At 70.5% G+C, this 23,015-nt stretch carries 20 protein-coding genes and 1 riboswitch; of the genes, 5 read left to right on the plus strand and 15 right to left on the minus strand.

Annotated elements, in window-relative coordinates; translation table 11 throughout:
- Positions 1 to 60: 60 nt before the first annotated feature.
- Both ACYVJS_RS02225 and ACYVJS_RS02230 read right to left on the minus strand, forming a co-directional pair.
- Positions 61 to 729 (minus strand): NAD(P)H-dependent oxidoreductase, encoded by a 669-nt coding sequence (locus tag ACYVJS_RS02225; protein WP_460737359.1) that lies wholly within the window; start codon positions 727 to 729, stop codon positions 61 to 63.
- Positions 726 to 1,163 carry a MarR family winged helix-turn-helix transcriptional regulator gene (locus tag ACYVJS_RS02230; protein WP_460737361.1) on the minus strand — a complete coding sequence of 146 codons (438 nt, stop codon included), beginning with the start codon at positions 1,161 to 1,163 and terminating at the stop codon, positions 726 to 728. Before ACYVJS_RS02230 ends, ACYVJS_RS02225 begins: the two co-directional genes overlap by 4 nt.
- 280 nt (positions 1,164 to 1,443) lie before the next feature.
- On the opposite strand from ACYVJS_RS02230, the gene ACYVJS_RS02235 reads away from it, so the two are divergent.
- Positions 1,444 to 2,916, plus strand: coding sequence for an NAD-dependent succinate-semialdehyde dehydrogenase (locus ACYVJS_RS02235; protein ID WP_460737363.1), 1,473 nt, complete (start codon positions 1,444 to 1,446; stop codon positions 2,914 to 2,916).
- A 34-nt stretch (positions 2,917 to 2,950) separates the two neighbouring features.
- Here ACYVJS_RS02235 and ACYVJS_RS02240 read toward each other — a convergent pair whose 3' ends face one another.
- Genes ACYVJS_RS02240 through ACYVJS_RS02250 form a run of 3 tightly spaced genes read right to left on the minus strand, consistent with a single transcriptional unit; the run spans position 2,951 to position 6,009 of the window.
- Positions 2,951 to 3,793: a carbohydrate ABC transporter permease gene (locus ACYVJS_RS02240; RefSeq protein ID WP_460737365.1), complete on the minus strand. Its 843-nt coding sequence runs from the start codon at positions 3,791 to 3,793 to the stop codon at positions 2,951 to 2,953.
- Entirely contained in the window at positions 3,786 to 4,703 is a 918-nt protein-coding gene (locus ACYVJS_RS02245) for a carbohydrate ABC transporter permease (protein ID WP_460737367.1), read from the minus strand. The genes ACYVJS_RS02240 and ACYVJS_RS02245 overlap by 8 nt, the downstream gene beginning before the upstream one ends.
- The gene (locus ACYVJS_RS02250) at positions 4,696 to 6,009 is read right to left on the minus strand and encodes an ABC transporter substrate-binding protein (RefSeq protein WP_460737369.1); all 1,314 of its coding nucleotides are present in this window, start codon (positions 6,007 to 6,009) and stop codon (positions 4,696 to 4,698) included. Before ACYVJS_RS02250 ends, ACYVJS_RS02245 begins: the two co-directional genes overlap by 8 nt.
- A 208-nt stretch (positions 6,010 to 6,217) precedes the next feature.
- On the opposite strand from ACYVJS_RS02250, the gene ACYVJS_RS02255 reads away from it, so the two are divergent.
- From ACYVJS_RS02255 to ACYVJS_RS02265, 3 genes are read left to right on the plus strand one after another with little or no spacing between them, the layout of a single operon-like run.
- Positions 6,218 to 7,636, plus strand: a complete 1,419-nt coding sequence (locus tag ACYVJS_RS02255) for an LLM class flavin-dependent oxidoreductase (RefSeq protein WP_460737371.1) — start codon at positions 6,218 to 6,220, stop codon at positions 7,634 to 7,636.
- Positions 7,637 to 7,647: 11 nt separating this feature from the next.
- Positions 7,648 to 8,874, plus strand: coding sequence for an acyl-CoA dehydrogenase family protein (locus tag ACYVJS_RS02260; RefSeq protein ID WP_460737373.1), 1,227 nt, complete (start codon positions 7,648 to 7,650; stop codon positions 8,872 to 8,874).
- Positions 8,871 to 10,157, plus strand: a complete 1,287-nt coding sequence (locus ACYVJS_RS02265; RefSeq protein WP_460737375.1) for an acyl-CoA dehydrogenase family protein — start codon at positions 8,871 to 8,873, stop codon at positions 10,155 to 10,157. The genes ACYVJS_RS02260 and ACYVJS_RS02265 overlap by 4 nt, the downstream gene beginning before the upstream one ends.
- A 69-nt stretch (positions 10,158 to 10,226) precedes the next feature.
- On the opposite strand, the gene ACYVJS_RS02270 is transcribed toward ACYVJS_RS02265, so the two are convergent.
- Entirely contained in the window at positions 10,227 to 11,663 is a 1,437-nt protein-coding gene (locus ACYVJS_RS02270; RefSeq protein ID WP_460737377.1) for a helix-turn-helix domain-containing protein, read from the minus strand.
- Between the two features lie 124 nt (positions 11,664 to 11,787).
- Here ACYVJS_RS02270 and ACYVJS_RS02275 point away from each other — a divergent pair, with 124 nt between their 5' ends.
- The gene (locus ACYVJS_RS02275) at positions 11,788 to 13,668 is read left to right on the plus strand and encodes a phosphoenolpyruvate carboxykinase (GTP) (protein ID WP_460737379.1); all 1,881 of its coding nucleotides are present in this window, start codon (positions 11,788 to 11,790) and stop codon (positions 13,666 to 13,668) included.
- Between the two features lie 57 nt (positions 13,669 to 13,725).
- On the opposite strand, the gene ACYVJS_RS02280 is transcribed toward ACYVJS_RS02275, so the two are convergent.
- The 9 genes from ACYVJS_RS02280 to ACYVJS_RS02320 all read right to left on the minus strand — a co-directional run bounded on the left by ACYVJS_RS02280 (position 13,726) and on the right by ACYVJS_RS02320 (position 23,008).
- Positions 13,726 to 15,621, minus strand: coding sequence for an ABC transporter ATP-binding protein (locus ACYVJS_RS02280; protein ID WP_460737381.1), 1,896 nt, complete (start codon positions 15,619 to 15,621; stop codon positions 13,726 to 13,728).
- 183 nt (positions 15,622 to 15,804) lie between these two features.
- The gene (locus ACYVJS_RS02285) at positions 15,805 to 17,244 is read right to left on the minus strand and encodes an MFS transporter (RefSeq protein ID WP_460737383.1); all 1,440 of its coding nucleotides are present in this window, start codon (positions 17,242 to 17,244) and stop codon (positions 15,805 to 15,807) included.
- A gap of 196 nt (positions 17,245 to 17,440) precedes the next feature.
- The gene (locus ACYVJS_RS02290; protein WP_460737385.1) at positions 17,441 to 17,794 is read right to left on the minus strand and encodes a Fe-S protein; all 354 of its coding nucleotides are present in this window, start codon (positions 17,792 to 17,794) and stop codon (positions 17,441 to 17,443) included.
- Positions 17,795 to 17,844: 50 nt separating this feature from the next.
- Positions 17,845 to 18,318, minus strand: a complete 474-nt coding sequence (gene ribH / locus ACYVJS_RS02295) for a 6,7-dimethyl-8-ribityllumazine synthase (RefSeq protein WP_460737387.1) — start codon at positions 18,316 to 18,318, stop codon at positions 17,845 to 17,847.
- Entirely contained in the window at positions 18,315 to 19,586 is a 1,272-nt protein-coding gene (ribA, locus tag ACYVJS_RS02300; protein ID WP_460737389.1) for a GTP cyclohydrolase II, read from the minus strand. The genes ribH and ribA overlap by 4 nt, the downstream gene beginning before the upstream one ends.
- Positions 19,583 to 20,212 carry a riboflavin synthase gene (locus ACYVJS_RS02305; protein ID WP_460737391.1) on the minus strand — a complete coding sequence of 210 codons (630 nt, stop codon included), beginning with the start codon at positions 20,210 to 20,212 and terminating at the stop codon, positions 19,583 to 19,585. The genes ribA and ACYVJS_RS02305 overlap by 4 nt, the downstream gene beginning before the upstream one ends.
- The gene (gene ribD, locus ACYVJS_RS02310) at positions 20,212 to 21,267 is read right to left on the minus strand and encodes a bifunctional diaminohydroxyphosphoribosylaminopyrimidine deaminase/5-amino-6-(5-phosphoribosylamino)uracil reductase RibD (RefSeq protein WP_460737392.1); all 1,056 of its coding nucleotides are present in this window, start codon (positions 21,265 to 21,267) and stop codon (positions 20,212 to 20,214) included. Before ribD ends, ACYVJS_RS02305 begins: the two co-directional genes overlap by 1 nt.
- A 67-nt stretch (positions 21,268 to 21,334) precedes the next feature.
- A riboswitch (FMN riboswitch) is annotated at positions 21,335 to 21,482 on the minus strand.
- A 64-nt stretch (positions 21,483 to 21,546) separates the two neighbouring features.
- The gene (locus tag ACYVJS_RS02315; RefSeq protein WP_460737394.1) at positions 21,547 to 22,410 is read right to left on the minus strand and encodes an Fpg/Nei family DNA glycosylase; all 864 of its coding nucleotides are present in this window, start codon (positions 22,408 to 22,410) and stop codon (positions 21,547 to 21,549) included.
- Between the two features lie 31 nt (positions 22,411 to 22,441).
- Positions 22,442 to 23,008, minus strand: a complete 567-nt coding sequence (locus tag ACYVJS_RS02320; RefSeq protein ID WP_460737396.1) for a GNAT family N-acetyltransferase — start codon at positions 23,006 to 23,008, stop codon at positions 22,442 to 22,444.
- Positions 23,009 to 23,015 lie beyond the last annotated feature (7 nt).

Genomic DNA, 23,015 nt, shown 5'->3' on the forward strand with positions numbered 1-23,015 from the left:
ATCCGCGTCGCATCCTCCGACATTCGCGTGAATCTCCGACCGACCGACCGCGGAGGCGGGTCAGACGCCGACGCCGGCCCCCGCGCCCGCTCCGGCACCCACGGGCATGCGGCGCCGGATGCGGCGTCCCGCATCCCTCGTGCCGAGGCGGGCCGTCTCGGCGATCCACGCCCGTCGCGTTTCGTCGCTGCGGTGGCGGACCTGGTCGAAACGCGTCACGCCGATCGTGCGCACGCCGCAGTACCCGAGCACCGCATTGCGCAGGCTCGTCTCGGCGGCGTGGCGGTACACGACCGCGTTCCATGCCCGCGGCGAGTCCATCGTCATGACGATGCGCGCGGTGCGGCCGGTGAGCAGTTTGTCCCACAGGGGGCCCGCCGGGCGGTAGCGGAACGCGAAGCCGGACAGGAACACGCGGTCGATGAACACCTTGAGGGCGCCGGGGTAGGTGCCCCACCACTGCGGGAAGAAGAACACGAGGTGCTCGGCCCACGCGATGTCGTCGATGGCGCGTGCCGCGACCGCATCCAGCGGGGCGTCGTCCGAGGTGCGGGGCATCCGCACCTCGCCGGCGGTGCGCGGATGAGCGGGGGCCTGCTCGGCGGCGAGGTCGATCACGCGGACCTCGGCCCCCGCGGCGCGGGCCGCTTGCGCGTACGACGCGGCGAGGGCGTGGTTGAGGGTGTCGGGCAGCGGAGTGCCGACGATGACGACGATCCTGGTGCTCACGGTGTCTCCTTCTCTCGGACGAGCTCCGTCAGCACCTCGAGCTGACGGGCGAGCACAGCACGATCGACTCCGGTGTCGATCAGGCGCGGATCGTCGAAGAGCCCCATGAATTCGCCGTCGAGCTCGCCGCCGGCGCGCTCGACCAGGCTCGTGCCCGCATCCGTCAGGCCGACGAGGATGCGGCGCCCCGGGCCGTGGGAGGTGCGCACCCACCCCGCCTCGGCGAGATGCGGCATGCGCTTGCTGACCGCGGCTTTGGTGACCATGAGGCACCGCGCCAGTGACGTCAGATCGAGCGGCTGCTGATCCGCGATCGTGGCGAGGTAGATGAAGTCGCCGATCGAGATCCCGTAGCCGCTGCGCAGGCGTGCGTCCGCGAACGCGTCGACGGTCGCGACGAGCTCGTGCAGGGTGAAGGAGATCCGTTCGGCCACAGCTTGAGTCAACCAGTTGACACCCAGTGAGTCAACCAGTTGACACAGGTTCCCTGCGCGGCGCCGTCGGAGAATGCGCCTCCCGTCGGAGGATGGAGGCCGGATCCTCCGACATCGGCGCGAATCTCCGACCGGCGACATGGATCGCGGTGCCAGGGGGCTGTACGCCGCGGCGAGTCCGGATGAGAGGGCGCGCCGTGCGGGCGAATGCCCGGGGCTCCGCGGCGGATGAGAATGGGCAGGTCCCGACGGCGGGATGACCTGACCGAGGAGAGCCGAGATGACCGCACTCACCGAGACCGACCTGCTCGCCCGCGTCCGCCCGCAGCTGTTCATCGGCGGCGAGTGGCGCGACGCATCCGACGCCCAGACGCTCGACGTGCGCGACCCCGCCACCAACGCGGTCGTGAAGACGATCGCGAGCGCGTCGGTCGCAGACGGTGCCGCTGCATTGGATGCGGCCGTCGACGCGTTCGAGGCGTGGTCGCGGACCCCGGCGCGTGAGCGAGCGGAGCTGCTGCGCCGTGCGTTCGAGCTGCTGCAGGAGCGCAAGGAGGAGTTCGCGCTGCTCATGACGATCGAGATGGGCAAGCCGCTCGCGGAGGCTCGTGGCGAGGTCGTCTACGGAGGCGAGTTCCTGCGGTGGTTCAGCGAAGAGGCCGCCCACGTGCAGGGACGGTACGGCGCCAACCCCGAGGACACCGGGCGCATGATCGTCTCGCAGCATCCCGTCGGGCCGTGCTACCTCATCACCCCCTGGAACTTCCCGCTCGCGATGGCGACGCGCAAGATCGCCCCGGCGCTCGCCGCGGGGTGCACGGTGGTCATCAAGCCGGCGGAGCTCACACCTCTCACGACGCTGTACTTCGCGCAGCTGCTGCAGGATGCGGGGCTGCCGGACGGCGTGGTCAACGTCATCACCACGTCGCAGTCGGGCGCCGTGTCGGAGCCGATCATCCGCGACCCGCGCCTGCGCAAGCTGTCCTTCACGGGCTCCACCCCGGTCGGTGTGAAGCTGCTCGAGCAGGCGGCGGGCGGTGTGCTTCGGACCTCGATGGAGCTCGGCGGCAACGCGCCCTTCCTCGTCTTCGACGACGCCGACCTCGACAAGGCGGTGGAGGGGGCGATGCTGGCCAAGTTCCGCAACATCGGCCAGGCGTGCACCGCAGCCAACCGTTTCCTCGTGCACCGCAGCGTCGCGGAGGAGTTCACGCGTCGCGTGACCGAACGGGTGCAGGCGCTGCGGGTGGGACGCGGCACCGAGGACGGCGTGGCGATCGGCCCGCTCATCGACGACCGCGCGGTCGCGAAGGCCGAGGCACTCGTCTCGGATGCGGTGTCGCGCGGTGCGAGCGTACGCACGGGCGGCACCGCGATCGACGGCGAGGGGACGTTCTTCGAGCCGACGGTGGTCTCCGATGTCGCGGCGGGAAGCGACATCCTCCGCGAGGAGATCTTCGGGCCGGTGCTCGCGATCGTGCCGTTCGACAGCGAGGACGAGGCCGTCGCGCTCGCCAACGCGACCGAGTACGGCCTGGTGTCCTACGTGTTCACCGAGAACCTCGCGCGTGGACAGCGCATGATCGAGCGTCTCGAGACCGGCATGATGGGGCTCAACATGGGCGTCGTCTCGAATGCGGCAGGTCCGTTCGGCGGCTGGAAGTCCTCGGGTCTCGGGCGCGAAGGTGGCGCCGAGGGCATCCACGAGTACCTGCAGACCAAGTACACGCTGACGCCCAACCCGTTCGTCTGAGCGGCGGAGAGCGGCAGGAACGTCGAGGAACGCGTCAGCGCACCGCGCCGGATGTGAGGCCTCCCACCAGCCACCGCTGCAGGAAGACGGCCGCCGCGAACACGGGGATCACGCCGATGACGGATGCGGCCGCGATCTTGCCGACGTGAGGTGTGCGCTCGCCGTAGAAGAGCGAGAGCACCACCGGCAGGGTCTGCGCATCGGGGGACTGCGTGAGGAAGGTCGCGAGGAGGAACTCGTTGTAGTTGAGGACGCCGGCGATGATCCCGACGGCAACGAGCGCGGGCGCGACCAGCGGCGCCACGACCGACACCAGAACGCGGAAGGAGCCGGCGCCGTCGATCCTGGCTGCCTCCTCGATCTCGATCGGGAGTTTGCGCAGGAACCCCTCCAGCAGCCAGATGGCGACCGGCACGTTCACGAGCGCGTAGACCAGGGTCAGCCCCCACAGGGTGTTGTTCACGCCGAGCAGGCGCAGCAGCGTGAACAGCGGCACGACGGCGACGATCGGAGGCAGCAGCCACGGGCTCATGATGGTGCCTGCGAGCGTCGCGCCGCCGGTGCGGAATCGCACCATCGCCCACGCGCCCGGCAGTCCGATCAGCAGCGAAAGGACGGCGCCGCCGATCGCCGCGATCAGGGAGTTCGCGATGCCGTGCAGCAGGTCGGACTGGGTGAGCACCTCGGCCCAGTTCGAGAACTGCGGCACCGTCGGCACCAGCACGCCCTGACCCGTCTCGTTGCGGCCCATGAGCGATACCGACACCAGGTACAGCAGCGGCACCACGAAGAACACCACGAGCGCGGCCAGCACGACGGTGGCCAGGATGCTGCGCCGAGGCGCACGGGGACGCCGAGGTGCGAGGAGCTCACTCATGGTTGGCCTGCAATCTGCGCGCAGCCAGCGCGAACGGGAGCGTGACGACGGTGACGAGCACCGCCAGCAGCAGGGTGATGACGGCGGCCTTGCCGAGGTCGAACTCGCGCAGGGCCGCCTGATAGATCAGATAGGAGGTCGTGGTCGTCGCCTGCCCCGGACCTCCCGAGGTCATCATGAAGACGAGATCGAAGACCTTGAACGCCAGCACGAGGCGGATGAAGAAGGCCGCCGCGACCACGCCCGAGATCGCGGGAAGCGTGATGTGCCGGAAGAGGGCGAACCCGTGCGCGCCGTCCAGGCGCGCCGCCTCCAGCGTCTGCGCGTCCTGCGCGAGCAGCGCGGTGAACACGAGCAGGGCGACCAGCGGCGTCCACTCCCACACGTCCGCGAGCGCGATGCCGGGCAGCGCCCACGTGGTGGAGGAGAGCGGGGCGATCGCGTCGCGCGGTGCGCCGAAGAAGCCGAGGACGGTGGCGAGGAGCCCGCCGCCCGGGTTGTAGACGAGCTTCCACAGCGTGCCGACGATGACCGGCGGCGTGATGAGCGGGAGCAGGAGCAGCGTGCGCACGAACGAACCGCTGCGCACCGCGCCGTGCAGCGCGAGGGCGGCCGCGACGCCGAGCGCGAGGCTCGCCGCCGACACCCCGAGGGCGTAGACGAGGGTGCGACCGAGGGTGGCGACCGCATCCGCGTCCGCGAGCACCTTCTCGATCGTCTCGGTGCCGACCCATGCCTGGAAAGGCCTGCCGAGCGAGGACTCGGTGAATGCCGCGTCTACGATGAACAGCAGCGGGTAGACCCCCAGCACGATGAGCGCGAGCACGCTCGGCGCGACGAACAGGCGGTGCGCCCACGCCGGGCCCCGAGGGGCGCGGCGCGGGCGCACGGGTGCGAAGACGTCAGCCAAGGAGTTCTTCCCACTCCGCCTGCGTGGCGTCGAGGGCCTCCTTCGCGGTGACCTCGCCGGCGACGAGCTTCGCCAGCTCATCCGTGAGCACCTCGGCCGCCTGCGTCGCGTTCTTGCCGGTGGGCCAAGCGAGCGCTCCGTCGAGCGTCGCGCGGTTCACACGCTGCAGGTCGGGGTACGCGGTGCCGTAGGCCTCGCTCTCGAGCGAGGAGATCCGGTTGGGGTCGATTCCGGTCTGCGGGTCCGCGACGAGCAGTTGCTCGTTCACCTCGCTCGAGGACGCCCAGGCGATGAAGTCGCGCGCGAGGTCGGTCTTGGCGGTGTTGGCGGCGACGACCCAGGTGAAGCCCGCCACGAGGGAAGCCCGCGAGGTGGTGTTCTCGCCGCCGACTGGCAACAGCGTCACGCCCCATTCGTCCTTGACCGTGGAGTCGGGGTTCGTCTGCGAACCGACCCCGAGGTCGGTCCAGTTCTCGATGAAGGCCGCGTTGCCCGCGTACCAGGCCGAATTGCCCTCGCCGAAGGCGGTCTCCGCGGGCGTCGGGTACGCCGAGGCCAGGGAATCGGCGAGCGACTGCGCGGCCTCGATCGCCTCGGGCGAGTTGATGACGGGCTTCCCGTCGGCGTCGACGAACTCGCCGCCGAAGCCCGCGAGACGGTTCGCGAAGCTGGCTCCGAGGATGAGCGGCGACTTCTGACCGAAGATCACGTTGCCGTAGACGCCGTTCGCGCTCTCGTTCCGGGTGATCGTGCGGGACTGCTCGACGTACTCGTCCCAGGTCGCGGGCGGCTGGCTGAAGCCGTTCCGCGCCAGGATCTCCTTGTTGTAGAAGAGCACATGGGTATCGCCGTCGAACGGCAGCCCGTAGCGGCGCCCGTCGACGAGACTGTACGGGTCGTAGATCGAGGGGATGAAGTCGTCCGTCTTCAGGTCGGCGTCGCTGTCGATCCAGTCGGTGAGGTCCTGGATGGCCCCCGCATCGGCGAGATCGCCGATGGAGACGTACCAGGGGGCTGCGACGTCGATCGTGTTCGCGCCCGACTGCTGGTCGAGTGCGAGGGTGTTGCCGATCTCGTCGTAGGGCACGATGACCGGGTTGATCTTCACCCCGGTCTCGGCCTCATAGCGCTCGGCGAGCAGCTTCGACGCGCCCTCGTGCGACGAGATCAACAGGACGGTGAGCTCCTGATCGTCGCCGTCCGCGGAGGCGGGCCCGCCCGCGCAGGAGGCGAGGGCGAGGGCGGTGACCGCGAGCGTTGCGGCGACGGCGAGCCGGCGCAGGACGCGGCGGGAGGAAGCGGACATGGCGGGCCTCTCGGGTGGGGGAGAGTGCGGGCTGTGGACCGCACGGTCCGTCATCCTGCAGGGCCGGAGCGCCGGTGCGCACCGCGGATCGTAAGGAAACGTCATCCGCGTCGCCGCATGAACGCGTGTGTCAGACGGGCGCGAGCGGTTGCGACCCGCGCTGCTAGCTTTCCGGCCGTACGGCGCCCGCCGGCAGGAAGGACGGACGATGAGCAAGCCCCTCATCCTCAACGCGTTCGAGATGAGCTGCGTGACGCACCAGGCTCCGGGGCTCTGGCGCCACCCGGACAACCGCGCCGACGAGTACAACCGGCTGGAGTACTGGACCGAGCTCGCCCGGCTGCTGGAGCGGGGCGGGTTCGACGCGATCTTCCTCGCCGACGTGCTCGGCGTGTACGACGTGTACCGGGATTCGGCGGCTCCCGCGCTCCGCGACGCCGCCCAGATCCCGGTGGGGAACCCGCTGCTCCAGATCCCGGCGATGGCCGCGGTCACCGAGCGGCTGGGCTTCGGGGTGACGATCGCCTCGACGTACGAGCATCCCTACTCGCTGGCGCGCACGCTCACCACCCTCGATCACTTCACCGGCGGCCGCGTGGGGTGGAACGTCGTGACGTCGTATCTCGACAGCGCCGCGCGCAACCTGGGACTGGGCGACCAGATCGCCCACGACGACCGCTACGGCATCGCCGACGAGTTCCTCGATGTCGCCTACAAGCTCTGGGAGGGGTCGTGGGAGGACGGTGCCGCGGTCCGCGACCGCGCGGCGGGAGTCTTCACCGATCCCGAGAAGGTGCACCCGATCCGCCACCGCGGCGCCCACTTCGACGTTCCCGGCATCCACCTCGGCGAGCCCTCGCCTCAGCGGACGCCGGTCATCTTCCAGGCCGGCGCCTCGCCGCGCGGACAGGAGTTCGCCGCGCGACACGGCGAGGCCATCTTCATCAACGGCCTGACGCCCGAACTCACCCGACGCACGACGGACAGCATCCGCGAAAAGGCCGAGGCGATCGGACGCCCGCGCGACTCGGTCAAGATCCTCACTCTCGCGACCGTGATCGTCGCCGAGACCGACGACCTCGCGCAGCAGAAGTACGCCGACTACCGCTCCTACGTGTCGCTGGAAGGGGCGCTGGCCCTCTACGGCGGCTGGTCCGGCATCGACCTCTCGACTCTGGACCCCGACGAACCGCTCACCTACGTCGACACGGATGCGGCCCGCTCCGCACTGTCGATCTTCACGAAGGCGGATCCCGCCCGCGCCTGGACGCCTCGCGACATCGCCGAGTACGTCGGCATCGGCGGCATCGGCGCCGTGATCGTCGGAAGCCCCGCCACCGTCGCCGACGAACTGGAGCGGTGGATCGAGGTGGGCGGCGTCGACGGATTCAATCTCGCGTACGTCGTGACACCGGGCACGTTCGAGGACATCGTGGACCTCCTCGTGCCGGAGCTGCGCCGTCGCGGACGCCTCGACGACGCTCGGCCCGGCGCGACGCTCCGCGAGCGGCTCACCGGCGACCCCGTGGTCGCACCGTGGCACCCCGCCCACGCCTACCGCGGCGCCTACGTCGGCGCGCCGAGCGCCGCCGACAGCTCCGCTTCCCTCGTGTCCACCCCCGCCTGAACAGGAGCAGCATGACCACGCCGACCCTGACCCCCGCCCGTACCCACTTCCGCGGCGCCGCCGATGCCGCCGAGCTCGCGCACTGGGATGCGGTCGCCGCATCCGTGGGCGAGAGGCTCGCCGTCGACGCGCTCGCCCGCGATCGCGCGAATGCACAGCCCTTCGCCGAAGCGCGGCTGCTCAAAGAGGCCGGGCTCACGACACTGCTCGACCCCGCCGAGTACGGCGGCGGCGGGGCGCACTGGGAGAGCGCGCTGCGCGCCGTCCGCATCCTCGCGCGCGCCGACGCCTCCCTCGCGCAGGTGCTGGGCTACCACTACGTGAACGAGGCGAACATCGCTCTCGTCGCACCGCCCGCCGAGCGCGAGCGATGGTTCCGCGCCACGATCGCCGGCCGATGGATCTGGGGCGACTCGGTGAACCCCGTCGACCCGAATCTGTCGCTCACGGTGGACGGTGACGGCTACCGGCTCAACGGCTTCAAGCGGTACTCCACCGGCTCGGGCATCGGCGAGGCGCTGCTGATCAACGCGGTCGTCGAGGACGGCCCGGATGCGGGCGCCTTCGCCTTCGTCGTACTGCCGTACGGGCACCCGGGTGTCGAGCTCGTCGACGACTGGGACAATCTCGGCCAGCGTCTGTCGGCGAGCAACACCGTCACGTACCGCGATGTGCGGGTCGAGCCGGAGCACCTGCTCGGCTTCGGGACGGACGAGCCGATCCAGAGCTTCGTGACGCCCGCGATCCAGCTCGTGTTCGGGAATCTGTACCTCGGCATCGCGCAGGGGGCGCTCGCCCAGGCGCGGGAGCTCACCAACGCCCGGCCCAACTCGTGGTTCCTCTCGGGCGTGCCCACCTACAGCGACGACCCGTTCGTGCGGCGGCTGTACGGCGAGCTCGTGTCGCGCACCGCCGCGGTCGAAGCGCTCGCCGACCGCGTCAACCGCCGCTTCGACGAGGTCGTCGCCAAGGGTGCCCATGTCACGGCCGACGACCGCGCGGAGATCGCGATCGAGATCGCTCAGCTCAAGGTCGTCGCCAGCGACACCGCGACCGACGTCGCCCACCGCGTCTTCGAGGCCACCGGAACGAGTTCGACGGCGAATCGCGTCGGCCTCGACCTGCACTGGCGCAACATCCGCACCCACTCGCTCCACGACCCGGTCGACTACAAGAAGCTCGAGGTGGGGGCCCACTTCCTCACCGGCGCCGTGCAGCCGATCTCCCTGTACACATGAGCACGGCATCCGTGGCGGCCGGAGTCCGCACGCGCATCGACGACCAGCTCTGGGCTCGGTTGCCCGCAGACATCGAGACGCGGTTCCGCCCGATCGTGGACGCCGTGGCCGAGGGGGCGGGGGAGCGCGACCTCGCGCGCGAGCTTCCCCGCGACGCCGTCGCGGCCCTGCGCGAGGCGGGGCTCGGACGCGCCCGTCTGCCCAGCGCCGACGGCGGACTGGGACTGGACTGGCCCACCTTCACGCGGCTGCTCGTGGCGATCGCCGCGGCGGACGCCAACATCCCGCAGATCCTGCGCGGCCACATCGCGCTCGTCGAGCAGACCCTCACCACCGCGGATGCGGGTTTCGCCCGGCGCTGGATCGCCCGCATCGCTGCGGGGCAGATCAGCGGGAACTCCTGGAGCGAGGCGGCCGGCTCGACGACCTCTCGCGCGGGTGCGGAGCTCTCGGCGGATGCGGACGGCGTGCTGCGGCTCTCCGGGCGCAAGTTCTACACGACCGGCAGCATCTTCGCCGAGTGGACCGACACCGTCGCCCACCGGCTCCCGGACGGCGTGGACGTCGCCGCCCTCGTGCGTCTCGATCAACCGGGGGTCACGGTGATCGACGACTGGGACGGATTCGGCCAGCGCCTGACGGGAACCGGGACGATCGTGTTCGAGGACGCCGTCGTGGAACCCGTGGACGTCCTGCCGGTGGCCGACCGGTTCGCGTATCAGACGGGGCTCTACCAGCTCGTCCTGCTGGCGGTGCTCGCGGGCATCGCGCACGCGGCGGTCGCCGATGCGGCGACGGCCGTGCGCGCACGATCCCGCGTCTACAGCCACGGCACCGCGGCCCGTGCGCAGGACGACGCGCAGATCCAGGCCCTGCTGGGGGAGCTCGCCGCATCCGCCTTCGCCGTCGACGCGAGCGTCGCAGCCGTCGCGGAGGCGGTCGAGGACGCCTACGGGGCTGCGCTCGAGGCGCGCGATCGGCCCGACGACGAGGTGGCCGTCGACCGCGCGCGCAGGCTGGCGGGGCTCGCGGAGATCCGAGCCGCGCAGGCGCAGTCCTTCGCGACTGCCGCGGTGCAGCAGCTCACCTCTCGGCTGTTCGACACCCTCGGCGCCTCGGCGACGGCTCGCGGCGCGCACCTCGACCGGCACTGGCGGAACGCCCGCACCGTGTCCAGCCACAACCCGGTGCTGTACAAGAACCGCTGGGTGGGCGAGTGGGTGCTGCACGATCGGCTGCCCCAGGCGCTCTGGGCGGTCGGCACACCGTCGGCTGCCGAGTGAGACTCCGTTCGCCGAGCGAGCACCCATCGGATGCGCGCTCGGCGAACGGATACTCGCTCGCGCGGTGGGTCAGGCGTGCCGATCGAGGAAGTCGTACACGTCGTTATCGTCGACGCCGGGGAAGGCGCCGCGCGGCAGCGGCGTGAACATCTGCATGTGCACGCGGGCACTCGGCCACGCGCGCCCCTCCCATCGTTCGGCCGCCTCGCTCGACGGGCGGCGGCAGCACGCCTCGTCGGGGCACTGCGACGTCGCCCGCTTCGACGTCTCGCGGCCGCGGAACCACTTCGCATCGTCGAACGGCACGCCCACCGTGATCGAGAACTCCCCGTCATGGGTCGTGCCGGTCTGCGTCGAGCACCAGAACGTGCCCGACGGGGTGTCGGTGTACTGGTAGTGCTCCGTCGTGCGGTTCTGCTCAGCGAAGGCTGCGCGGGCGGCGAACTTGCGGCACACGATCTGCCCCTCCACCGCGCCGGTGACATCCATCGGCAGCGGCAGGTCGTCGTTCTCGTAGACGCGTGAGATCGCGCCGTCGCCGGCGACGCGCAGGAAGTGCAGACGGACGCCGATGTGCTCGGTCAGCAGGTTCGTCATCCGCATCCCGGCCGCCTCGTGCGTGACGCCGAACGCATCGCGGAAGTCCTCCACGGCGAGGTTGCGGTCCTTCTTCGCCTGCTGCAGGAACGCGACCGCCGGCGCCGGCGGCATGAGGCACGCCGCCGCGTAGTAGTTGATCTCCAGTCGCTGCTGCAGGAACTCGGCGTAGTCCCTGGGCGGCTGATGCCCGAGGAGCCGGTGCGCCATCGCCTGCAGCGCCATCGACCGCAGCCCGTGGCCGCCCGGGATGGAGGCCGGCGGCAGGTAGATCCGGCCGTTCTCGAGGTCGGTGATCGAGCGGGTGGATGCGGGCAGGTCGCCCGCGTAGATGAGCTCGAAGCCCAACTGCTCGGCCATGATGCTCACCGTGCGGTGCGTGAGGGCACCCGAGGTGTGTCCCGCCGACTTGAGCTGCTTCTCGGCGAGCTTCTCGATGTCGGGGAGGTAGTTGTTCATCTCCCGCATCCGCAACCGCATGTCCGTGTTGGCGCGACGTGCCTCTTCGGGCGTCGCGATCGCCTCGCGTTCGCGACGCTGCAACTCGCGGTGCAGCCCCAGCACGGTCTCGATCGTCTCGTCGCTCAGCGCCTTCGTGACCCGGATCGGCGGCAGTCCCAGCTGTCGGAAAGCGTGTGAGGTCTGCGCGCGCTCGAGCTCGATCTCCAATGCCGCGCGCCGGTTCGGGGGCTCGGTCGACAGCAGCTCGGCCAGCTGGGTGCCGGTGGCCGCCGCGATCTCCTGCAGCAGCGACAGCTTCGGCTCGCGCTTGCCGTTCTCGATGAGGCTCAGGTGGCTGCCGGCGACGCCGACGGCAGCGCCGAGCTCATCGAGTGTCAGCCCCGCCGCCGTGCGGAAGTGGCGGATGCGGTGACCGAGGGTGGCCAGTTCGATCGTGGTCGAGGGCATGTTTTGAGAATAGCGAAAGAACCGACACTCTTTCGACCGCTTCCTTCTGAAAAGGGGGATTTGGGAGCGCCATTCTTGCAGGGAACCCACGTTCTGAACGCCGCCGATGCCGACTGGAGTGATCATGGCCCTTGCTGAGAGTTACACCTCGAGCGCCCCCGCGCGCCCCACCGCCGCCCGCACGGCGACGACCTACGGTGCTCGTCCGGCCGCATCCGGACCCGGCATGGCCGCGCTGACCCGGTGGGTCGACGAGATCGCCGGCCTGACCCAGCCCGACCGCATCCACTGGGTCGACGGATCGCAGGCCGAGAACGACATGCTGCTGCGATCGATGGTGGACGCGGGCTCTCTCATCAAGCTCAACCCCGAGTGGCGTCCGGGGTCGTACCTCGCGCGTTCCCACCCGAGCGACGTCGCCCGCACCGAGGGCCGCACGTTCATCGCCTCCGAGAAGGAGGAGGATGCGGGTCCCACGAACAACTGGGCGGAGCCCGGTGCGATGCGCACCAAGCTCGACGCGCTGTTCGCGGGCTCCATGCGCGGCCGGACGATGTACGTCGTGCCGTTCTCGATGGGCACGGTCGGCGGTCCGCTCTCGCACATCGGCGTGCAGGTGACCGATTCGCCCTACGCCGTCGTGTCGATCAACATCATGACCCGGGTCGGTACGGCTGTGCTGCAGCAGATCGCGGACGGCGCCGACTGGGTGCGCACCGTGCATTCGGTGGGCGCTCCGCTGGCGCCCGGCGAGGCCGACGTCGCGTGGCCCTGCAACGACGACAAGTACATCGTCCACTTCCCGGACACGCTCGAGGTCTACTCGTACGGGTCGGGCTACGGCGGCAACGCGATCCTTGCGAAGAAGTGCTTCGCGCTGCGCATCGCATCAGTGATCGGACGCAACGAGGGCTGGCTCGCCGAGCACATGCTGCTCATCCGAGTCATCAGCCCCGAGGGCAAGCGCTACCACGTCGCCGCGGCGTTCCCGTCGGCGTGCGGCAAGACGAACCTCGCGATGCTGCGCCCCACCATCCCGGGATGGCGCGTCGAGACCCTCGGCGACGACATCGCGTGGCTGCGGCCGGGCGAAGACGGACGCCTGTGGGCGATCAACCCGGAGGCGGGCTTCTTCGGCGTCGCGCCGGGCACGGGCGAGTCGACCAACGCCACGGCGGTCGAGACGCTGTGGGGCAACACGATCTTCACGAACGTGGCGCTGCGCCCCGACGGCGACGTGTGGTGGGAGGGGCTCACCGATGAGGCCCCCGCCGAGCTCATCGACTGGGAGGGAAACCCCTGGACCCCCGCCTCGGGTCGACCCGCCGCGCATCCGAACTCGCGCTTCACCGTCGCTGCCGCACAGTGCCCGCAGGTCGCGGATGACTGGGAGACGCCGGAGGGTGTGCCGCTGGACGCCATCCTGTTCGGAGGCCGCCGCGCCACCAACGTGCCCCTCGTCGTCGAGGCCACGGACTGGACGCACGGGGTGTTCCTGGGAGCGACGATCTCGTCGGAGCGGACCGCCGCCGCCGAGGGGACGGTCGGGGAGCTGCGCCGCGATCCGTTCGCGATGCTGCCCTTCTGCGGCTACAACATGGCGGACTACTTCGCGCACTGGATCAAGGTGGGTAGCTCGCTGCGCTTCGACCGCGCACCGCGGGTGTTCCAGGTGAACTGGTTCCGCCGCGGTGCCGACGGCCGGTTCCTCTGGCCGGGCTTCGGCGACAACGTGCGTGTGCTGGAGTGGATCGTGCGCCGCCTGGAGTCCGAGGTGCCCGCCGAGCCCAGCCCGATCGGGCGCCTGCCCCGCCCCGAGGACCTCAACCTCGTGGGCACCGATGTCACGGACGCGGATCTGGCGGAGCTGTTCGCGATCGACCCGCAGTCGTGGCTCGCGGAGGCGGAGCTGACGGAGGAGTTCTTCGACACGTTCGGCGACCGCATCCCGTCGGTGCTGCGCGCCGAGCTCGACTCCCTGCGTTACCGCCTGACGCGCGCCTGACCACGCGCCCCGGGCGCGCTGGCCGGCCCGCGCCGGCCGGGGAGGGCGACGCTGGCGTCAGACGAGGAGCTGGTGCTTGGCGAGATCGCGGTAGAGGGGCACCTCGGCGACGAGCTCGGAATGCGTCCCCGCGCCGACGACCCGGCCGTGGTCCATCACGACGATGAGGTCGCTGTCGACGACGGTCGACAGCCGGTGGGCGATCACGATGAGGGTGCGTCCCTCGGCGACGGCGTCGATCGCCTCCCGCATCCGCTGCTCATTGAGTCCGTCCAGCGACGAGGTCGATTCGTCCAGGAGCAGGATGGGGGGAGCAGCCAGCAGCGCGCGGGCGATCGCCAAGCGCTGACGCTCACCGCCGGAGAGCATCACGCCGCCCTCGCCGACGGGTGCGGCGAGCCCCTCGGGGGAGCGGTCCAACACCTCGCCGAGGTTCACGGCACGCAGGACCGCCTCGCACGCCTCATCGCTCGCGTCGGGCGACGCCAGGCGCAGATTATCGCCGAGGGTGCCCGCGAGCGTCGGAGCGTCCTGCTCCACGTACCCCAGCTGAGAGCGCAGCTCCTCGCGATCGAGAGTGCGGATGTCGCGGCCGCCGAGCAGGATGGCGCCCGCCGTCGGGTCGTAGAAGCGCTCGATGAGGGCGAGGGTCGTGCTCTTTCCCGCGCCCGACGGCCCCACCAGGGCGACGCGGGAACCCCGCGGCACGCGCAGCGAGACACCGCGCAGCACGTCGCCCTCGTCGTCTGCGACGGCTTCGAGGGCCGACGTGTCCACGCGGGCCACCTCGAGGAGCGCGCGGGCCTCCGCCTCGGTCTTGGCGCGCGCGGCGGCGACCGCCGCCGGGTACCGGAAGTGCACGTCGCGGAACTCCACCGCGATGTCGGCGGCGTCCGCATCCGTCGCCGGGACGGCGTGGGCGGCGATCTCGGCGTCGTCCTGCGTCTCGGTCGGCAGGTCGAGGACCTCCTGGATGCGGCCGAGCGCGCCCAGCGCCTGGCTCACCGAGGTGATCGCACCGAAGAACGAGCCGAGCGGCTGCACGAGGAAGAAGAGGAACATCACGAAGGTGACGAGGCTGGCGATCGTGATCGCGCCCGAGGCGACGCGAAAGCCCCCTACGCCGAGGACGACGAGGAGCGAGAGCTGGAGCGCAACCCCGGCGACCGGCACCACGAGAGCGGAGGCCTTCGCGACACGCACGCCGCTGCCGTACGCGCGCTTCGCCACCCCTTCGAGGCTCGCCTGCTCGCGGTCGCCGGCGCCGGCGGCGCGCACGGTGCGGATCGATCCGACCGCCCGTTCCACGCCCGAGGCGAGCTCGCCGACCGTCTCCTGCTGCTCGCGGGTCGCGCGGCGGATGCGTCCGCTGAGAACGCCGACCACGGCGATCGAGGCGCCGATGACGATGAGGATCAGTAGCAGCAGCAGCGGATCGATCAGCAGCATCGCGATGACCGCGCCGACGAAGATCAGCACGTTGCCCACCGAATCGGCGAGTCCCTGCGTGAGCACCGCGTAGAGCAGCGTCGTATCGGTTCCGACCCGCGAGACGAGGTCGCCGGTGCGCCTCGCGTCGAACTCGCGGATCGGCAGGTGCAGGATGCGGGCGATCAGCCGGCGACGGCTCGAGAAGACGACCGCGGTGCCCGTGCGCTGCAGCAGGTAGTGCTGATAGCCGGAGACCAGCGACGAGCCGACGACCAGCGCGACCAGACCCCACACGAGCATTCCGAGGGCCTCGTTCGCCTGCACGCGGGCGATCAGCTCCCCCACCAGCAGCGGCTGCGCGAGCGTCGTGACCGCGGCAACGATACTGAGCACGGTGACCACCACGAGCACCCGCTTGTGCTCGAAGAGGAACGGCAGCAACTGGCGCAGGCTGGCGCGCGGTCCGTCATCCTTCTTCGGGCGCGCGAAGGGACTGCGGCGGGCGGGGGCGGGGCTGGACATGGGCGACCTCGATCGGCGGGTTGTGCTCCCTCGACCGTACCTCCGCTCGCACGCCGCGGTCGCCGCCCCGGCCCACGCACCGCGAGACTGCACTTTCGGCACGAGATCACGGTGTTTACCCGTGATCTCGTGCTCGAAATGCAGTCTCGCGGAAGAAGGGGAGTGGGAAGGGGATGCGGCGGGCTACAGCGACGCGGTCTCGCCGAGGCCGAGGTTCTCGTCGTAGTCGATGTCGCGGGTCTCCTTCGACAGGATCAGCGCGATGAGAGTCAGCACCGCCGACCCGGACAGGTACAGGCCCACGAGCCACGGCTGCCCGCCGGCCGCGGTCCACAGGCCGAGCGCGATCGAGGGGGCGACGGCCGCGCCGAGGATCGACGCCACGTTGTACGAGATCGCCGAGCCGGTGTACCGCACGTTCGTCGGGAACAGCTCCGGCAGCAGCGCTCCCATCGGTCCGAATGTGGCGCCCATGAGCATGAAGCCGAACACGAGGAAGGCCTGCGTGAGCGCGCCCGTGAACTTGGGGTCGGTCATCGGCAGCAGGAACAGGTTGAACGTGAGTCCGAACACGATGATCGCCGCGGTGATCCAGATGAGGAGCTTGCGGCGTCCGATGGCGTCGGCGACCGGTCCCGACAGCAGGGTGAAGACGCCGAAGAACACGACGCCGATGATCTGCATGATCACGAAGTCGATGTATCCGAAGCCCTGCCCTGCGACATAGACGCCGGCGTCGAAGGCCGTGCCGGATGCCTGCGCCGCCGCCTCCGCCCCCGCAAGGGTCGGTTTGGTGCCGTACGTGAGGGTGAAGTTCGTCATCAGGTAGAACAGCACGTAGGTCGCCAGCATGATGAACGTGCCGAGGATCAGTGGACGCCAGTGGCCCCGGATGACCTCGCCCAGCGGGAACTTGCGCAGCGCGCCCTTCTTCTCCGCCTTCTGGAACGTGTCGGACTCGACCAGGCGCAGACGCACCCAGAGACCGATGATCACCATGACGGCCGAGAACAGGAACGGCACACGCCACCCCCAGGCCAGGAACGCCTCCGAGCGCTGCGCGGTGCCGTCCGGATGCGGGAGGGCGAAGTTGATCGCGAGGAAGATCGTGTTCGCGATGATGAAGCCGATGGGCGCGCCCAGCTGCGGGAAGGTGCCGTACCAGGCCCGCTTGCCCTTCGGCGCGTTCTCGGTCGCGACCAACGCCGCCCCCGACCACTCCCCGCCGAGTGCGAATCCCTGAGCCAGGCGCAGCACGAGAAGCAGCAGCGCCGCCCACCACCCGACCACCTGGTAGGTGGGCAGGCATCCGATGAGGAAGGTCGCCACCCCCATGGTGAGGAGGGACGCGACCAGGGTCGCCTTGCGGCCGAAGCGGTCGCCGAAGTGCCCGAACACGAACGCCCCGATGGGGCGCGCGATCATCGCGGCGCCGAAGACGCCGAACGAGGCGAGCAGGGAGGTGGTGTCGTCTCCGGTCGGGAAGAAGAGGACCGGGAAGACGAGGACCGCGGCGGTCGCGTAGGCGTAGAAGTCGTAGAACTCGATGGTGGTTCCCACGAGGCTCGCGGTGATGACGCGGGCGCGGGAGTTCGCGGGAGCCGTTGCGGTGGCAGAAGACATGGGGGAGGACAGACCTGTCGGAAGAGCGAGAGGCGTCCTCGTGGGAACGCGCCGGCGGCGAGTGCTCGGGCGGGGGTGGTGCACCGGGCGTCACATCGCTGGGTCACCGGGGCGTCGGCGGTGTCGCCGGCGCACGAACACACAGTTTACGCCCAGGTTCGCGTCCCGGCGCCGAGGTGGCCGGGACGCGAACTCCTCAGCGCCAGATGACCGCGATGGCGGCGTTGGCGAGGGTGAGGATGCCGATCGGCCAGAAGATGGCCGCGGGCAGCGAGTCGGTGCGACGCTGGCGAGCCGCGCCGATGCCGAGAAGTGCGCCGATGATGAGCAGCACGACGATCTTGACGCCGATCTTGACGTAGTTCAGCTGGTAGTCGATGCCCCACGGGGCGGCAAGGGCCAGGCCGGCGACTGCGGCGATGGTCATGCCGAGGCTCATCAGGCGGGTGACGCGGATGCGGCGGCTGGCGGCTTCCACGACCCATGCTCCGAAGAGGATGGCGAAGCCGACGAGGTGCACGAGGACGACGATGTGACGCAGGATCTCCATGCCCGCCACCATACCTTATGTATTACTGAAGGTTGGTCATTCTAAGCCGTTCAGGCGCGGAGCTCGCGAAGCGTGAGGGCGGTGCGCAGTGCCGCATCCGCCGCCTCCGCGCCCTTGTCCTCCTTCGAGCCGGCGAGCCCCGCGCGATCGAGCCCCTGCTTCTCGTCGTCGAGCGTCAGCACGCCGAAGCCGACCGGCTTGCCGGTGTCGAGGGCGACGCGGGTCAGGCCCTCGGTGGCGGCGGCGGAGACGAACTCGAAGTGGGGTGTGCCGCCCCGGATGATCACGCCGAGGGCGATGACCGCGTCGGCGCCGGACTCCAGCGCCGACTTGGCCACGACGGGGAGTTCGAAGGAGCCCGCGACGCGCACGATCGTGTAGTCGGCGCCGGATGCGGTGAGCACCCGCTCCGCACCGGCGATGAGGCCGTCGCTGATCGTCTCGTGCCAGGTTCCGGCGACGATGACGGCCCGAAGGCCGCGGGCGTCGATCTCGGTCTGCTGGGGGGCGCCGTGGCCGCTCATCGGTTCTCCTTCATCTGCGCGAGCGCTTCGGTGAGGTCCTCGTCCGCGATGATGTGTCCCATCCGGTCGCGCTTGGTGGCGAGGTACTGGTGGTTGTTGGGGCCGACGCCCACGAGCAGCGGGACCTGCTCGACCACGTCGAGGCCGAGGGCGCGCAGCTGCGTGACCTTGTCGGTGTTGTTGGTCAGCAGGCGCACCCGCTCGACGCCGAGGTCGGCGAGGATGCCGGCGGCGGCGGCGTAGTCGCGCGCGTCGGCGGGAAGACCCAGCGCCAGGTTCGCGTCGACCGTGTCCAGGCCCCGCTCCTGCAGGTTGTACGCGCGCAGCTTGTTGATGAGGCCGATGCCGCGACCCTCGTGGCCGCGCATGTAGACGACCACGCCGCCGTCCTTCTCGATGCGGTCGAGCGCCGCATCCAGCTGCGGCCCGCACTCGCACTTCAGCGAACCGAACGCCTCTCCTGTCAGGCATTCCGAATGCACGCGCACGAGCGGTGCATCCTCGAGCTCGCCCTTGACGACGGCCAGGTGGTCGGTGCCCGTCACGCGGTCCTTGTAGGCGAGGAAGCGGAACTCGCCGTGCGAGGTGGGAACCGTCGCCTCGGCGCGCAGGCTCACCCGTCGACGGTGCGAGGCAGCGGCCGACGGCTCCTCGCGCGGGTCCACCTCGTCCAGGTAGCCGACGAGCTGCTCGATCGTGATGACGGGGATGCCGTCGCGCTCGCCGAGGGCCATGAGACCGGGAAGGCGCATCATGCTGCCGTCCTCGTCGACGATCTCGGCGATCGCGCCGACCGGCTCGAGACCGGCGAGGCGCATGAGGTCGACAGCCGCCTCCGTGTGGCCGCCGCGCTCGCGCACGCCGCCGTCCACCGCGCGCAGCGGCAGGATGTGGCCCGGGCGGTTCACCGACGAGGGCGCGGATGCGGGATCCGCCAGCACGTTCAGGGTGTGCGCCCGGTCGGCGGCGCTGATACCGGTCGTCACCCCGGATGCGGCGTCGACGCTCACCGTGTACGCGGTGCCGCGCGCATCCTGGTTCACCTCGACCATGGGAGGAAGATCCAGGCGGTCCGCCCACTCCGCGGGCATGGGGGCGCAGATGAAACCGCTCGACCAGCGCACCGTCCACGCGATCCACTCGGGGGTCGCGAGCTGCGCCGAGAGGATCACATCGCCCTCGTTCTCACGGTTCTCGTCGTCGGCGACGATCACCGGTCGACCGGCGGCGAGGGCCTCGAGGGCCTCGGGAATGGAACTCAGACTCATCGCGAGCCACCTTCCGTTGCGGGGGTGAAGGCCAGCAGCCGCTGCACGTGACGCGCCAGGATGTCGGTCTCCAGATTGACGATGTCGCCAACGACGCGCTCGCCGAGTGTCGTGGCCGCGAGCGTCTCGGGAATGAGGGACACCTCGAACCAGGCCTCCTCGACCGACGGATCGCTCGCCGCGCTCACCGTCAGCGAGACGCCGTCGAGGGCGATCGAGCCCTTGTCGACAACGAGCGGAGCGAGCTCCGCCGGCAGCGAGATGCGGATGACGCGCCACTCGGTGCCGGGGCGCACCTCGAGCACGCGGCCCGTGCCGTCGACGTGGCCCTGCACGATGTGGCCGCCCAGGCGTCCGCCGGCGGCCGTCGCGCGCTCGATGTTGACGGACGTGCCCTCGGTGACACCACCGATCGCGGTGACATCCAGCGTCTGGCGCATCACATCGGCGGTGAACCAGTCCTCGCCCTGGTCGACCACGGTGAGGCACACGCCCGAGACCGAGATCGAGTCGCCGTGGGCCGCATCCGACACCGCGCGGGGCGCGTTCACCGTGAGGCGCACGCCGTCACCCGAGGCCTCCGTGCGGGTGACGGTGCCGATCTCTTCCACGATCCCGGTGAACATCAGTGGGCTCCTTCTCGATCGGAGGGGGATTCTTCGGCGGATGCGGCGGGCCGCGAGATGAGCAGCAGATCGTCGCCGAGTCGGCGGGTCTCGAGCAGCTGCAGGCGGCGCGCCTGGGAGATGTCGCCGACACCGAGGTCGTCGAGGGCGACGCGGTCGCCGCCGAGAAGCACAGGCGCGACGTAGGTCAGCAGCTCGTCCACGAGTCCCTCGCGCAGCAGAGCGCTCTGCAGGTGCGGGCCGCCCTCGACGAACACCCGCTGAACACCGCGCTCGTGCAGTGTCGCCAGCGCCTCGCGCAGATCGCGCGTTCGCAGGTGCCAGAGCGCCTTCGGATGGCGGTGCACGGCGGCGTCGGCGGGGAGGTCGCGTTCGCCGATCACGACGGGTCGCGGCTGCGTCGGCCGCAGCTCGCCGTCGGGCGTACGAGCGGTCAGAGCCGGATCGTCCGCGAGGACGGTGCCGGTGCCCGCCACGATCGCGTCGGCGCTCGCGCGACGGCGGTGCACATCCTCCCTGGCCTCCGAGCCGGTGATCCACTGGCTGGAGCCGTCGGCCGCCGCCGCGCGGCCGTCGAGGCTCTGCGCCCACTTCACGGTCACATGCGGGCGGCCCAGCCGCTGCGCCTCGGTCCACGAGGCGAGCAGTTCCTGCGCCTGGTCGGCACGTACGCCGGACTCGACCTCGACGCCTGCGGCGCGCAGCCGCTCGGCACCGCCGGATGCGGTGGGGGTGGGGTCGCCCATCGCGTAGACGACCCGGGCGACACCCGCCTCGATGAGCGCGAGAGCGCACGGACCGGTGCGGCCGGTGTGGTTGCACGGCTCGAGGGTGACCACGGCGGTCGCGCCGCGCACCGCATCCGGATCGGCCTGCGACAGCGCGTCGACTTCGGCGTGTGCCGTGCCAGCGCCGTGATGCCAGCCCTCGGCGATCACATCGCCGTCAGGGGAGAGGAGTACGGCGCCGACCTGCGGGTTCACGCCGACGGGGCCCCGCCGGGCAAGCTCCAGCGCTCGCGCCATCGCGCGTTCCTCGGTCTCGCTCACCGGCATCTCTCGGGCCTCCTGATCGGCGGGCTCCGGGTAGCCGTCGCGGCGCTCGCGGACACGCCGCTGAGCGCTCGTGCGCCTCCCATCCGGACTCGCGACCTGCGTCGCATCACCGTCGGTCCCGGAATTCCACCGGATCGGCGATCCCCTCCTCGCGAAGGATCACGCTCGCGGACTGTCACCGCCGGTTCGGATTCTCACCGACCCCGGAGCACGTTCTGCACTGAGTGTAGTCAACGCCGGAACGTCCGTTTCATTCCCGGACATGCACCGGCACGTCTCTCACTTCAGCAGGCGAGACAGGCGTCGGTCCGCCAGCACCTTGCCGCCGGTCTGGCACGTCGCGCAGTACTCCAGCGAGTTGTCGGCGAAGAAGACCGATCGCACGAGGTCGCCGCACACCGGGCACGCCTCGCCCTGCCGGCCGTGCACCCGCATCCCGCGCCGCTTGGCGTCTTTCAGCTCCGCAGGTGGTTTGCCGGATGCGGCCTCCACCGCGTCGCGCAGGGTGTCGATCGTCGCGGAGTACAGAGTGTCGATCTCTGCGTCGTCGAGCGTGGCTGCCAGCGCGTACGGCGAGAGCCGCGCGACGTGGAGGACTTCGTCGGAGTAGGCGTTGCCGATTCCGGCGATGACCGATTGATCCCGCAGAACGCCCTTGATCTGTGTACGGCGACCGGCGAGGAGCGCGGCCAGCGCGTCGCGCGTGAAGGCGGGGTCGAGCGGATCGGGGCCGAGCCGGGCGATACCGGGAACATCAGCGGCGCTGCGCACCACCGACACGGCGAGCGACTTCTTCGTGCCGGCCTCGGTCAGATCGAACCCCGAGCCGTCGGCGAAGCCCACCCGCAGCGCGATGGGGGAGCGGCCCGGTTTGATCACCGTCGTCGGCAGCGCGTCGTGCCAGCGCAGCCAGCCCGCCTTCGCGAGGTGGAAGACGAGGTGCACTCCCGCATCCGTGGCGATCTCGACGAACTTGCCGCGGCGGGCGACCGATTCGACGCGAGCACCCACGAGAACGTCGATCGGCGGGTCGTAGGTCTTCAGCGCAGAGATCGCGCTGACCCGTGCGCGGGTGATCTCCAGACCCGTCAGGCGCGCACCGAGGAAGTCGACGAGTCCCTGGACCTCCGGCATCTCGGGCATGGCGCCATCCTGCCACGCACCGCGGACGCCGTCAGAGGGCTATCGGCCACTCCTGCCGCGTGCGATCATCCGCCGCCAGCAGGCTTGCGATCCATCCGTCGCTGCGCTGGCCGTGGCCGTTGCGAAGCGCCTGGCGCAGAGTCCCTTCGAAACGGAACCCCAGCGCCTGCGCCGCCCGAGCGGACGCCGTGTTCCCCACGGCCGCGCGCCACTCCAGGCGCACGAGCTCGAGTGCGTCGGTCGAGAAACCCCAGTCGATGACCGCCTCCGCGGCCTCCTGCACGATGCCTTGCCCGCGTGCAGGGGCGGATACCCAGAAGCCGAGCTCCGCCGAGCCCGTGTCGTGCAGATCGTGCAGGCCGATCATGCCCGCGAGCGCGCCGTTGAGGCGGATCGCCCACGTCGCGTGCGAGAGCTCCTCCCAGCGCGTGAGGGCCTGCGTCACGAACTGATCGGCGTACTCACGCGGGTAGGGCGAGGGGACGGTTGTGAAGAACGGGATGGCCGGGTCCTGACAGGCCTCGTAGATGGCGTCGGCGTCGGATGCGGTCGGCGCCGACAGCTCGAGCCGCGCGGTGCGGAGGACGATGGGCAGCATCCCGTCA

This window comes from Microbacterium neimengense (assembly GCF_054782995.1).

Excerpts from the sequence above, each read along its gene's own strand:
- ACYVJS_RS02235 (WP_460737363.1), top strand. The coding sequence starts at position 1,444 with ATGACCGCACTCACCGAGACCGACCTGCTCGCCCGCGTCCGCCCGCAG.
- ACYVJS_RS02240 (WP_460737365.1), bottom strand. The coding sequence starts at position 3,793 with ATGAGTGAGCTCCTCGCACCTCGGCGTCCCCGTGCGCCTCGGCGCAGC.
- ACYVJS_RS02250 (WP_460737369.1), bottom strand. The coding sequence starts at position 6,009 with ATGTCCGCTTCCTCCCGCCGCGTCCTGCGCCGGCTCGCCGTCGCCGCA.
- ACYVJS_RS02255 (WP_460737371.1), top strand. The coding sequence starts at position 6,218 with ATGAGCAAGCCCCTCATCCTCAACGCGTTCGAGATGAGCTGCGTGACG.
- ACYVJS_RS02260 (WP_460737373.1), top strand. The coding sequence starts at position 7,648 with ATGACCACGCCGACCCTGACCCCCGCCCGTACCCACTTCCGCGGCGCC.
- ACYVJS_RS02265 (WP_460737375.1), top strand. The coding sequence starts at position 8,871 with ATGAGCACGGCATCCGTGGCGGCCGGAGTCCGCACGCGCATCGACGAC.
- ACYVJS_RS02270 (WP_460737377.1), bottom strand. The coding sequence starts at position 11,663 with ATGCCCTCGACCACGATCGAACTGGCCACCCTCGGTCACCGCATCCGC.
- ACYVJS_RS02275 (WP_460737379.1), top strand. The coding sequence starts at position 11,788 with ATGGCCCTTGCTGAGAGTTACACCTCGAGCGCCCCCGCGCGCCCCACC.
- ACYVJS_RS02280 (WP_460737381.1), bottom strand. The coding sequence starts at position 15,621 with ATGTCCAGCCCCGCCCCCGCCCGCCGCAGTCCCTTCGCGCGCCCGAAG.
- ACYVJS_RS02285 (WP_460737383.1), bottom strand. The coding sequence starts at position 17,244 with ATGTCTTCTGCCACCGCAACGGCTCCCGCGAACTCCCGCGCCCGCGTC.
- ACYVJS_RS02290 (WP_460737385.1), bottom strand. The coding sequence starts at position 17,794 with ATGGAGATCCTGCGTCACATCGTCGTCCTCGTGCACCTCGTCGGCTTC.
- ribH (WP_460737387.1), bottom strand. The coding sequence starts at position 18,318 with ATGAGCGGCCACGGCGCCCCCCAGCAGACCGAGATCGACGCCCGCGGC.
- ribA (WP_460737389.1), bottom strand. The coding sequence starts at position 19,586 with ATGAGTCTGAGTTCCATTCCCGAGGCCCTCGAGGCCCTCGCCGCCGGT.
- ACYVJS_RS02305 (WP_460737391.1), bottom strand. The coding sequence starts at position 20,212 with ATGTTCACCGGGATCGTGGAAGAGATCGGCACCGTCACCCGCACGGAG.
- ribD (WP_460737392.1), bottom strand. The coding sequence starts at position 21,267 with ATGCCGGTGAGCGAGACCGAGGAACGCGCGATGGCGCGAGCGCTGGAG.
- ACYVJS_RS02315 (WP_460737394.1), bottom strand. The coding sequence starts at position 22,410 with ATGCCCGAGATGCCGGAGGTCCAGGGACTCGTCGACTTCCTCGGTGCG.
- ACYVJS_RS02320 (WP_460737396.1), bottom strand. The coding sequence starts at position 23,008 with ATGCTGCCCATCGTCCTCCGCACCGCGCGGCTCGAGCTGTCGGCGCCG.